Origin of the sequence: Candidatus Nitrosopumilus sp. (assembly GCF_965262695.1) — an archaeon.
GTDB lineage: Archaea > Thermoproteota > Nitrososphaeria > Nitrososphaerales > Nitrosopumilaceae > Nitrosopumilus.
The window spans coordinates 405,151-417,264 of sequence record NZ_OZ253550.1 but is presented as its reverse complement, the minus strand read 5'-3'; the positions used below and the strand labels follow the sequence as shown (position 1 = coordinate 417,264).

Annotated in this window: 13 protein-coding genes; 3 read left to right on the top strand and 10 right to left on the bottom strand. The window is 34.3% G+C overall.

The genetic code is table 11. The features are described from left to right. Positions 1-13: 13 nt before the first annotated feature. From ACQY2P_RS02585 to ACQY2P_RS02565, 5 genes are all read right to left on the bottom strand, one after another. On the bottom strand, positions 14-517 hold the full coding sequence (locus ACQY2P_RS02585) for a helix-turn-helix domain-containing protein (protein ID WP_428326856.1): 504 nt from the start codon (positions 515-517) through the stop codon (positions 14-16). A gap of 348 nt (positions 518-865) precedes the next feature. Next, positions 866-1,690: a phosphoribosylaminoimidazolesuccinocarboxamide synthase gene (gene purC, locus ACQY2P_RS02580; RefSeq protein ID WP_428326855.1), complete on the bottom strand. Its 825-nt coding sequence runs from the start codon at positions 1,688-1,690 to the stop codon at positions 866-868. A gap of 33 nt (positions 1,691-1,723) precedes the next feature. Next, the gene (locus ACQY2P_RS02575; protein WP_428326854.1) at positions 1,724-2,110 is read right to left on the bottom strand and encodes a hypothetical protein; all 387 of its coding nucleotides are present in this window, start codon (positions 2,108-2,110) and stop codon (positions 1,724-1,726) included. A 34-nt stretch (positions 2,111-2,144) separates the two neighbouring features. Further along, positions 2,145-2,423: a DUF427 domain-containing protein gene (locus ACQY2P_RS02570; protein ID WP_428326853.1), complete on the bottom strand. Its 279-nt coding sequence runs from the start codon at positions 2,421-2,423 to the stop codon at positions 2,145-2,147. Between the two features lie 47 nt (positions 2,424-2,470). Beyond that, positions 2,471-3,907, bottom strand: coding sequence for an amidophosphoribosyltransferase (locus tag ACQY2P_RS02565; RefSeq protein WP_428326852.1), 1,437 nt, complete (start codon positions 3,905-3,907; stop codon positions 2,471-2,473). A 372-nt stretch (positions 3,908-4,279) separates the two neighbouring features. On the opposite strand from ACQY2P_RS02565, the gene ACQY2P_RS02560 reads away from it, so the two are divergent. Continuing rightward, positions 4,280-7,141 carry a fibronectin type III domain-containing protein gene (locus ACQY2P_RS02560; RefSeq protein ID WP_428326851.1) on the top strand — a complete coding sequence of 954 codons (2,862 nt, stop codon included), beginning with the start codon at positions 4,280-4,282 and terminating at the stop codon, positions 7,139-7,141. Between the two features lie 54 nt (positions 7,142-7,195). Here ACQY2P_RS02560 and purL read toward each other — a convergent pair whose 3' ends face one another. Together purL and purQ are read right to left on the bottom strand one after the other, a co-directional pair. Then, positions 7,196-9,361 (bottom strand): phosphoribosylformylglycinamidine synthase subunit PurL, encoded by a 2,166-nt coding sequence (gene purL / locus ACQY2P_RS02555; RefSeq protein ID WP_428326850.1) that lies wholly within the window; start codon positions 9,359-9,361, stop codon positions 7,196-7,198. Beyond that, entirely contained in the window at positions 9,358-10,038 is a 681-nt protein-coding gene (gene purQ / locus ACQY2P_RS02550) for a phosphoribosylformylglycinamidine synthase subunit PurQ (protein WP_428326849.1), read from the bottom strand. The genes purL and purQ overlap by 4 nt, the downstream gene beginning before the upstream one ends. Before the next feature lie 77 nt (positions 10,039-10,115). Between purQ and ACQY2P_RS02545 the strand changes: the two genes are divergently transcribed. Next, positions 10,116-10,538, top strand: coding sequence for a CBS domain-containing protein (locus tag ACQY2P_RS02545; RefSeq protein ID WP_428326848.1), 423 nt, complete (start codon positions 10,116-10,118; stop codon positions 10,536-10,538). Here the strand turns inward: ACQY2P_RS02545 and purS are convergent. The 3 genes from purS to ACQY2P_RS02530 form a co-directional block, all read right to left on the bottom strand. Continuing rightward, positions 10,535-10,795, bottom strand: a complete 261-nt coding sequence (gene purS, locus ACQY2P_RS02540; RefSeq protein WP_428326847.1) for a phosphoribosylformylglycinamidine synthase subunit PurS — start codon at positions 10,793-10,795, stop codon at positions 10,535-10,537. The genes ACQY2P_RS02545 and purS overlap by 4 nt on opposite strands. A 135-nt stretch (positions 10,796-10,930) precedes the next feature. Next, positions 10,931-11,317, bottom strand: a complete 387-nt coding sequence (locus ACQY2P_RS02535) for a hypothetical protein (RefSeq protein ID WP_428326846.1) — start codon at positions 11,315-11,317, stop codon at positions 10,931-10,933. A 47-nt stretch (positions 11,318-11,364) separates the two neighbouring features. Next, a complete protein-coding gene (locus ACQY2P_RS02530) occupies positions 11,365-11,523 on the bottom strand; it encodes a hypothetical protein (RefSeq protein ID WP_428326845.1) in 159 nt (52 codons plus the stop codon). 110 nt (positions 11,524-11,633) lie between these two features. Between ACQY2P_RS02530 and ACQY2P_RS02525 the strand changes: the two genes are divergently transcribed. After that, the gene (locus ACQY2P_RS02525) at positions 11,634-12,098 is read left to right on the top strand and encodes a hypothetical protein (RefSeq protein WP_428326844.1); all 465 of its coding nucleotides are present in this window, start codon (positions 11,634-11,636) and stop codon (positions 12,096-12,098) included. Positions 12,099-12,114: the final 16 nt, after the last annotated feature.

Sequence of the window (12,114 nt, the reverse complement as noted above, 5' to 3'; positions counted from 1 at the left end):
TTAGGTGTAACGATTATTTTTTACCAGAATTCTCAAGTACATTTGTCATGGCTCGATTCATTATCTCCATTACCAAATATTGAGAATATTCTTCAGATTTCTTTCCTTTTGTTTTTCCAGTTTTTGGAGTTAGGCCTTTGAGGATTTTTTCAATTTTTGTCGATGTGTTGTCTATGAGTTTTGAATATTTTGATTCAAAATCTTCAGGCGTTTCAAAATCAAGTAGTTTCGTAGAGGTGCTGTAAAATTTTGTTATTGCTCCACGAGATTCTTCAATTTTAACAATTTGAATTAATCCGGATTCTTTTAGAATTTCTAAATGATGACGAATTGTCGTCAATGCTTTTTTGAATCCAGATTTCTTTAATGTAGTTGTAATCTGGTCAGCAGAGAGAGCTTGATGATATAATATCTCAACAATTTTTGCACGTGCAGGGTCTTCAATTGCTCGTGCATGTTCAATACTTGTCGTAACAATACGATTTACTTTGATTGGCTTTTCTAATAACGTAGACATACTAAGATTACCTCTATTTCTGATCTAAAAGATCCTTGTATCATATTTTTTTGTCTAATCGCATCAATTTTTTTTCATTTCTAAAAAAATCATAACGTTACTAAGTTGATTATAACCATTACAATAATTATCGTAATACAATTAATCAAAACAATACCACTACAGTAAATATTGTATTGGATAAAGAATTATTGTAGCGGTATAAGATTTTTTGTAAAATCTCGAAAAATCCATGATCAGGGGACAAGGGTCTGAAAATGCGTTACATAGACATGATTTTGCAAAATTACAAAAACAGAATTCGAGTTGAAAGTTAACTATTAGTCAACATTGAATGTAAAAATATAGTTAGAGGGATTTGCCAGAGATTTTTTCATAAGCAATAACATAACGTTCTGTCATTTTAGAAATAATATCAGTTGGAATTTCAGGAGCTATTGGTTCTTTCCCGTTATCTCGAGCATCATCAAATTGTTTTTGATATCCGTTTGCAGTTAACCAGTCACGCAAAAGTTGTTTATCATATGCTTCTTGGATTTTACCAATCTCAAAGGAGTCTTTTGACCATAAGCGATACTCATCAGGACCAATAGAGTCGCCCAGAGTTATTTGATCATTCAAAATTCCAAATTCCAATTTTAAATCAGCCAAGATAAAACCAACATCATCTGCAATTTTGGCCATTTTTTTGTAAATTTCAATAGAAGTTCTTTCTAACCAATGGTATTGTTCTTCAGAAACTAACTTCATTTCAATTGCTTTGGTTTTGTCAATAGGGATATCGTGTTCAGATTTTGTAGTAGGATCAAATACGGGTTCAGGGAGTTTTGCAGCTAATGTGGTATCGGTTCCTTCAGAAACTTTGACTTCACCTTTTTTCCATCTACTTACAAGACTGCCATAAAAATAGCCACGAACAACACATTCTATGGGCAACATTTTCATTTTCTTTACAAGTATCTCAGTTTCTGATTCGCGTTTTATGAAATGATTTGGAACATCTAGTTCATTGAACCAAAATTCTGCAAACTTGCAAAGAACTTCACCCTTTCTAGGAATATCTTGTTTGAATTTTACATCATATGCTGAAACACGATCAGAGAATTTGAATAGTAATGTATCATCATCAACGTCATAAAGATCCTTTACCTTTCCACTGGTAAGAAATTTCAAGCAAAATTACGTGGTTTTTACAGAATTTAACTGCTAGGAACCCATCATGCCGACCATTTTGGGCATTTCACGGTAAGCCTTGTTGACGAATATCTCATTATCCGCACTGATCATTACAAATTCCATCGAGTTTTCAGGTGGAGGAGACACAATGATCTTTTGGCCAACATCTAGTTTTTGAATATCCAAAATATCGCCATCTCCAAAATTAATGTGAAGATTAGTTATGGGTTTAGCACCAATATTTTGTATGGTAACTCTTCCCATGGTAAACATTCCTTGTTCATCTAAAAGAGGATCAACAAAAATCTCATAATCTTGTGTAGTTATAGAAAACTTGAAAAAATCTGCACCAAAAACAACGCCAATAATTGCAATCACCCCAACTCCAAGACAAAGAAGTGCAGTGTATTGTTTCACAAAATCCCTATAGTTTTTCTAATAATTAAATTGGTTACTTTACTTCAACGCCATTCCAAAAAGCAACCATGCCTTTGATTTTCATGGCAGCATCATTTGGTTCTGCATAATACCATGCACAGTCTTTGTTTGTTTTTCCATTAACTGTTACAGAGTAATAGTTTGCCATTCCTTTCCATCCACAAAAACTAGTCATGTCAGTTTTCTCAAAATATTCTTTTTTAATTGAGTTAAAAGGAAAATAGTGATTACCTTCAACCACTACAGTGTCATCGCTTTCTGCAATTACTTCACCATTCCAGATTGCTTGCATATCTACAGAAATTTTTTAACAATATTTAATCAATTCTCTAAATTGATTTAGTTTGTGGATTTTACTTGCTCACGTTTAGTAAAATCAGGTTTTATTCCCAAGGAATCATAATTTCCTGAAGAACAAGTAAAACACATCAAGTCCTTTGGCAAACCAACTGCATCAGATAGGTTTTCAGCCGTATTATATCCCAAAAAGTCAACACCAATACTTTGTCTAACCATCTCAGTAATTTCATCCTCAGTCATTGTTTTTCCATCAGTGAATGTTGCAAGTTCTTCTTGTGAAGGAAAATCAATTCCAGCATAACAAGGATAGTTGATTTGAGGATATGTGATTAGCATACTGATTTTTTTAGCACCAGCACGTCGAAGTGCTTTGATAATTGCCTTTGAACTTGTGCCTCTAACTAGACTATCATCAATTACCACCACATGCTTATCTTTGATGATTTCACTAATGGGGATTATCCAGCGGTTTATTTCAACTCGGTCACTTTGATGAGGTTCAATGAAACTTCGCAATGGGCCTTTCTTACTATACCTGTCTTTGAGTAGACCTTCATCAAAAGATACCCCAAGTTCTTGTGCATATCCTAATGCAGCAGGCCTTGCAGAATCAGGTACTGGAATAACTAAATCAGCATCACGTATTGGGAATTTCTTTGCCATGAATTGGCCTATTTTTTTTCTTGAAACGTAAATGTTGCGCCCCTCCATTTTACTTGAAGGGTGTGCAAAGTAAGTAAATTCAAAAGAACAATGTGCACGAGAAGAATCAGTTGAGAATTTTTCAGTTTCTATACCTGTTTTACTTAATTTGATTAATTCTCCTGGCACCACATCTCTTTGAAGTGTAGCACTAACTGCAGTAACTGCAGCAGATTCTGAAGTAACAATGTATGTATCATCAGATTCTTTATGTCCTAAAACCATAGGTCGAAATCCTTTAGGATCTCGTGCAGCATAAACAGAGTTATCATCAGAGATAAAAGTAAAACAATACGAGCCAACCATTTCATTTTTTAAGATTGAGAGTGCTTTTCCCATTTCTCCATTTTCAGAAATTAATGATACCAGTCTTTCTGCAGCGACCAATGTGTCACTTGCATTTTGTGGAGTGAATGAGCATCCACCAACTAAATTAGATAATTCTTGTGCATTGGCAATAGTACCATTATGTGCAACACAAAGATCTTTTACTTTCAATGGTTGGGCATTGTCTAGCGTACTAGTACCCATTGTAGAATATCGTACATGTCCAATGACACATGGAGATTCATATTCTTTGGCAATTTTTTTGAATTCAGATGATGAATGAGATACTAGTCCTACTCTTTTGAATGGGGGTTTATTTGGAACTGCAAATCCCCAGGCTTCTTGTCCTCTATGTTGTAAAGCACGTAATGCATCAATTACCATTGGAATAACATTAGCACCACTAAGACTGTAAATTCCAACTACACCGCAATTTTCTTTAACCAAATCTAGATTCACTCCATAAAGAAACAGTACTTTTAGAGTAAAAATTGGTCAAATTTGAATTATTTTGAAAAGAATCATGGCAATTCCAGCGCATTCAACTACTGAAACTATTTTGAGGAATAAAAATGCAGATCAGGCATAGCGATCAGAAAATTTCAATCAAAAATCCATTATTGGATTTATCAATCCAATGAAAGGGTGTTCCTTCTTTAGAACAATTAGATTTGTACATTCTAAGAAATCTGTCAAAATAAAATCCGTTTTTTAGCATTACTGTAAATGGCCTCAATTTGAAGTAGTTTGAGAAAAAAAGAATTCCCAATTTCAAAAATTAAATTCATCCTTTTAATATCTTAAATTTTAGTAATGAATGTGAGCATAAAAAGACTTTTTTTGTTTTTTTCACTAGTTGTATTGGTTTCATTTTTCTTTAGTGAAGAAGTGTTTGCCCAAACAGAACCGGGTAGAGTGAGAGGATTATCAGCAACTGCTATCAGCCCAAATCAAATTGATTTGTCTTGGGATGAACCATCAGATGGAGGATCCCCGATAACTGGGTATCAGATTGAACGCAAAAAAGCATCAGATGCTTGGGAAATTTACATTGCAGATACTGGCAATACAAATACAACATATTCTGATCAAGGTTTAGAACCGGACACAAGATATCGTTACAAAGTTAGTGCAATTAATGCAATTGACATAGGTCGTGCATCTACTGCTAGTGCTGCTACAACTCTTGCAATAACAGAACCAGATAGAGTAACAGGATTATCAGCAACTGCTATCAGCCCAAATCAAATTGATTTGTCTTGGGATGAACCATATGATGGAGAGTCACCGATAACTGGGTATCAGATTGAAAGGAGAAAAACAGGAGATTCATGGATAGTTCATGTTGCAGATACTGGTAATCAAAATACTTCATATTCGGATTTAGGACTAATTTCTGGAACTGAGTATTCTTACAGAGTTAGTGCAATTAATGCAATTGACATAGGTCGTGCATCTACTGTTGTTACTACTACTACCCTAGGTCCAACTCTAACTGAACCAGACCGCGTTACAGGATTATCAGCAACTGCTATCAGCCCAAATCAAATTGATTTGTCTTGGGATGAACCATCAGATGGAGGATCCCCGATAACTGGGTATCAGATTGAACGCAAAAAAGCATCAGATGCTTGGGAAATTTACATTGCAGATACTGGCAATACAAATACAACATATTCTGATCAAGGTTTAGAACCGGACACAAGATATCGTTACAAAGTTAGTGCAATTAATGCAATTGGAATGGGAACTGCATCAACCGTCAAAACTGCTACAACTCTTGCAATAACAGAACCAGATAGAGTAACAGGATTATCTGCAACTGTAATTAGTCAAACTCAGATTGATTTGTCTTGGAATGAGCCCTATGATGGAGAGTCGCAGATAACTGGGTATCAGATTGAACGCAAAAAAGCATCAGATGCTTGGGAAATTTACATTGCAGATACTGGCAATACAAATACAACATATTCTGATCAAGGTTTAGAACCGGACACAAGATATCGTTACAAAGTTAGTGCAATTAATGCAATTGGAATGGGAACTGCATCCGCTACAGTGTCTGCTACCACGTTAGCACCTGGAGTTCCTTCAGCCCCATTAAATCTACAAGGCTCTCCAACTTGCTGTACAGTTAATCTTACATGGACTACTCCATATCATGGAGGGTCTCCCATTATTGATTATATCATAGAGTATAGTGATGATGGAAACAATTGGAATGAGTTTAATGATGGACTGAGCATTATAACTAGTGTCACTGTTACTGGTCTGGCAACGGATACAGAATATCATTTTAGAGTATTTGCAGTTAATTCTGTAGGAACAGGGCCTTCATCTAATGTGATAACTTCAACACCAACCAATCCACTTGTATCTACAGGCTCAGATGACGGAAGAGCACCACCACAAATTCATGGCATAGGAATTTACAAATTTTCAGTACATCAAGGAGACGATGGAGAAAAATCAAAATACAAAGAACAGTTGAATGTCCCATTTGATCTGTATTTCCCATACAGCAAACATACAGACAAAACAGATTTTGAAAATTATAAAGAAATTGGAGAATACAAAAAACATGGCACCTATTATGATTTGGTGAAAAAAATCAACACACCAAAATTCGTAGCAAAATTAGATCAACCAGTACAGTTTCAAATCAGATTATGGGATCTGTATGCCAGTACAAAAATTGAGCATTTATCATTATACATGTCAAATACTGAAACACCAATAACAGTAGGAAATAGTGATACAGAAATAATTTATGAAAAAGGAAAACCAATCGAAGTTAAAGATCCAAATGACATTTTCAAAGAGATTAAATTTTCAACATCTTTTGATGATGAATGGCTATGGGTTAATTTTGATATAGTATTTCAAAAGCCTCTAAAGACTTCTGGAATTTTATTAGAAGCATGGCATGAAACGAGAGATAAATCATCTTCTAAAATTGACAACATATTAGAAATTTTAGATCATAAAGACCAGGAAAAAGTATTAGAAGACATCAATCTTACAGCTGAAGTCGAAGTCACACATGGTGCTTCAAACCCCACATGCAAGATAGATAATTCCTGTTTTACACCATATGATGCAAAAATTCTAGAAGATGGGATTGTAACTTGGGTAAATACTGATGCATTGACACATACTGTAACTAGTGGAACAGTAGATCAAAAAGACAATAGATTTGGTTATTTGTTGTTTCCAGGAGACACAGTACAACACAAGTTTTCCAATCAAGGAATTTACAATTATTATTGTGCTTTACACCCATGGGCTACTGGAAATATCTATGTTTACGGACAAGACATGCAAAAACCAGATATTGATTTTGATGAATCATTATCCCCTCTAGTTGCACACACAACAACATCTTCAGGCTCATTAGTCATTGAAAATGAGGGGACATTCACTTCAACAACACAAAATCTCAAAATCAAAGTTTCAGGACACATACAGGAGTTAACAACATCAAATAACATAGAAATCATAATTGTACACCCAGATAAAACATCTGAAAAAATGAAAACTGTGATAAACAATGATGGGTTTTATTCACTGCCTATTGTCCTAAACAAACACTGGGAAGAAGGAACATATCAAATAATTACAAAATATCACGGAAAAGATATAGCTAAAATTTCATTTAATGTTACAGATGAGTTGGAATAAAAATAATATTTTTTGAGGATATCAAAACTGCAAATGTTATGTGTTTTAATAATTTCAATTACGAAGTACTAAATCACTTAATGAGTTTAGCCAGATTTTTTGGGCCTTGTTTACATCAAGATTAATGACGGATTTTTTTGAATCATTAAATTTGATTTTTGTGCCTTCAAACTTTGCAATTTGTTTGAATGAAACTTTATGTTTTTGCAAAATAGATTCTAGTTTTTTGAGGTTTTTCTTGTTGACTGTCAAAAGATAGCGAGAGTGACTTTCAGAAAATAAAATTTTATCAATTAGTAATTTTTTACCAGGAATTTTGTCTAGTGAAACAGTACATCCAATCTGATTTGTCATGCAAAGTTCAGATACTGCAACTGCTATTCCGCCTTTTGAGCAATCGTGGGCAGATTTTAAGAGTTGGTTTTTAATTATATCTAAAACTGCATTCATGTTTTTCTTAGATTCTATAAAATCGACACTAGGACATCTGCCTCCAATGAATTTGTGAATGTATTCATAGTATTCAGAACCTCCCATCTCATCTTTGGTAGCACCCACAATTACAAGACAATCTCCATCATCAATCTTTTGAGGCACAAGAGGGTGTTTGTCAATTAATCCTAAGACCCCAATTAATGGAGTAGGTTTGATTGGACCTACAGGGGTTTCATTATACAGGCTCACCTTGCCACCAATACATGGGATTTTGAAATCTTTAGCAAAATCAGTTAGTCCCTTTAATGATTCTAAAAATGTCCAAAATATTTCAGGGTCTTTTGGATTTCCAAACTGAAGATGATCAAGCATTCCAATTGGTTTTGCTCCAGTACAAACAACATTTCTACATGCCTCCTCAAAACATCCAATTGCACCTTCACGAGGATTGATGTAACATTGTTTTGGATTACCGTCTATTTTGATTGAAAGAAATTTTCCGTTATCTAGTCTCAAGACAGATGCATCTCTTCCAGGTTTTACTACAGTTCTAATTCCAACTTCATGATCATATTGTCCATATACCCAAATCTTACTTGCGATATTTGGAGATGCAAGTAATTTCATCATAGTTTTAGAATAATCAGAGATTGGTTTGAGTTTTTTTTCTTTTTCAATTGTTTTTAGGTATGCTGGTTTTTTTGATGGCAAATCAAGCAAAGTTGCATTTGCAACAACATCTGTAGGAAGATTTGCAAATGTCTTTTTTCCTTTTTTGACGTGCATTTGATTATCAGACTTTACAGTACCAATAACAGAGCATCCAATTCTAAATTTTTTACAAATTTCTTGCAGTTTTTCAAATTTAGTTTTACTAGTTACAATCAACATTCGTTCTTGGGATTCAGAAACCATGATCTCATCAGGATGCATGTCAGATTCACGAGTATGCACTTTGCTTACATCCATTTCAATTCCAATTTCTAGGGCATCAGCAGTTTCAGAAATTGCACAGGATAATCCTCCACCTCCTAAATCTTTCATAGCATGAATGAGTTTGGCATTTCTTGCCTCCAAGATTGCCTCTATGATTAATTTTTCAATGAATGGATCTGGGATTTGTACTGCAGAACGATCTTCAGATTCTAGAGAATCGGAAGCAAACTGAGAGCCCCCTATTCCATCTCTTCCTGTAGAACCTCCCATCAATACAACGATGTCGCCTTTTTTGGCGTGGTTTTTTATCAAGTTCTCTTTTTTACCAAAGCCTACAGCAGCAACATCTACTAGTGCATAATTTTCATAGCATTGATCAAATTCCACTTCACCACCAATTGTTGGAATTCCTAAACAATTACCATAATCAGCAATACCAGTAACTGCGTTTTTGAATAGCCATCTTGCTTGCTTGTCTTTTTCAATATTTCCAAATCTCAATCCATCCAATATTGCAATAGGTCTTGTTCCAGCAGACAAGATATCTCTAATTACTCCACCAACACCAGTTGCAGCCCCGCCATATGGTTCCACAGCTGAAGGATGGTTGTGGCTTTCAATGTGAGCTGTGACAACATAACCACCGCCAACATCTAAAACACCAGAATCATATCCCTTCTCAGTAATAACAAGAGGTCCTTTCATTGGAAGCATTTTGAGGTGTTTTTTGGAAGATTTGTAAGAACAATGTTCAGACCATTCTGCTGCAACTATCTGTAACTCTGTTGAAGTTGGATCTCTTCCAATTTTGGATTTTAGTTCAGATAATTCCTGTGGCTCTAAACTCAATTACTTACACCCATTTTAGATAATAGAGATTCAAAAATTAGAGAAGAAGGTTTGTTATCAATTGGATTAATTTCTGATTCAACAGCTCTTTCAGGATGAGGCATCATACCAACAACATTTCCATCTTCATTACAAACACCTGCTATTCTATTTGAAGAACCATTGACCACTTCATCATATCTAAAGACGATTTGGTTTTTCTTCTTTAATTTTTTCAAAGTGTCATCATCAACATAGTATCGCCCCTCACCATTTGCAATAGGGATGGGGATTTTTTGGTGTAGTTTGAATTGGTTTGTGAACGGAGTTTTGTTATTTTCTACAACTAGATTTGTCCATTCACACATAAAATTCAGAGATTCATTTTTGAGTAAAACACCAGGCAAAAGACCAGATTCCACAAGAATCTGAAATCCATTACATACACCCAAAACAGGAACTCCTTTTTTTGCCATTTTTTGAACATCCTTAATGATAGGACTATGAGCGGCAATTACCCCAGCACGGAGTCTATCACCATAAGAGAATCCACCTGGAAGAATAACAGCATCGATATTTTTTGGAAGAGATTTTTCATGCCAATAGTATTGAGCGTCAAGATTAAAGACATCAGTTAGAACATGATACATGTCACGATCACAATTACTACCAGGAAAAACTACAACTCCAACTTTCACAATTAGAATTAGATCTTGCGATATTTAATTTGAGTCTAGTGAGAAAAAATTATTACAGGAAATATCACCATGATCGCATGGCCCATGTACGAGATATCATGCAAAAAAGTGTCATCACTATTGAGCACGATAAGACAGTATACGATGCAGCAATAATTTTAAAAGAAAAAGAGATCAGTTTTTTGGTAATAATCAAAGACGAAAAACCAGTGGGTGTTGTTTCTGAAAGAGCCATTGTTCAAAAAGTTGCAGCAGAAGATCTAAAGACATCATCAGTAAAAATAGAAGAGATCATGTCAAAAAAATTCCGATGGGTAAGCCCAGACACCCCAATTGAAGATGCAGTTCAAAAGATGTTAAACAATAACATCAGACGATTAATTATTTTAGATGATGAAAAACTAGCAGGAGTAATTACTCAAACAAATTTGGCAGAATTTCTGCGAAGTAAACTCTTGATTAATGGGATGTTAGATAACATAGATTCTGAAAAATCTTAGGCATCAAAAACATCAATTGTGACTTTGCTTACCATAGGATTGTAGATACGCAAATCATCACAGATTTCTTGGATTTTAGATTGGGTTGTTTTTTTGTCCTTTTCGTTAATTGTGAATTTTAGCATTTTAGCAGTTTTAATTTTTGAGACGGTTTTGTGAGTTCCCTTTAGTACCAAGTCATTGAGAATAGTATCACCTTCAGGATCACTGATTCCAGGTTTGTTTTCGATGGTTACATGGACATTGTATGTTGCCATATTAATTTGCAGATTGAAATTGAGGTTAATCTATCTTCCGAATAATTTTGTGCTTTTATACTTATTTTGAAATAACCAGTAAGGTTTCCGGTTCTGAGGACTTGTGTTGTGCAGATATACCCAGCCCAGAATCGGTTACTTAAATTTCACATTATCTTTTACAAATTCTGTGTATTTTCTATAAAGTCCTGAAACATAATTGGGATTTTCAATAATGAGTTGTTTATTTTTCAAATCTTCTTTTGATTGAAACATTTCTTTTTCAATAATTCCTTTGTTATCAAGTGTTACACATAGATCTTGCCACGCAAATACCTCAGATGGGTTTCTGTTTGCAGTAGCATAATAAACATACAGTAATCGAAGTTTATTGTATTCATCTTGAGTCATTGCTTTTCCTAAGACATATTTTCTTTTCAGAGATTGAAAGTAAACTAGACCATTAGCAGTAAGAACATAATCAAAAAGTTTTGGATAATCATTAATCGTAATTGGATAAAAAAGGTTTTTTTGTTCTGTCATGTGTAATTGAAATTAACGATAGTAAATGAACAATTACATTGTTGTGTTTACACTTTGTATTTTTTTAATCCTTCACTTAGAACCAAATTCAAAACATGTGAGAAACTGATTGATTTTGTAGAGTTTCTTATCATCTTGACTTGAATGTTTCGGAGTTTTTCAGTATGTTCAGTTTTCAATACAACAGTAATTCGATCTCCCAACATTCAGGATGCTTGGTATTTGTATAAAAAGAGGCATATGAGATCCTGCAATCAGGCATAGCCACAAGCAGGCAATATTGGAATTTATATCAGATTGATTTGAAAGAATTATCATGGTAAGATCAAGATATTGGAAAATCACAGCAGATGAGATGGAAGGTTTTAGCTATAATGAAAAAAATTTGTTAAATTGGGAGATAAAATGTGTCAGAGAACCAGAAGATGAAGCACATTTTATCGGAGTCTTCATGTATAGAAATGGAACAGCATTTGACTATGAGTCAGTTAAAGGAGTTTGTTATTTTCACAATAATATAGATAGAAAAGAACTTCCATCAATTACCAGTTTCCTTCAAGGAAAGTTTGGAGGTAAAGAGATGGAGAAAGGAGAAAGGATTTTCTTAAAGGATTCACAGGAAATCTATTCAAGCAAAGATCTTGCAAATTTAGCAAAAGAGATGGAATCTAAATTCAACACAAAGGCCATAATTTCATTAGAATTTGATGGAGTCTCCATAGAACAACTCAAAGAAGAGGGATTGCCTGAAGCAAAACTATTGCCAATTCCCGGCAAATAGATATAGCTTAAAGCGC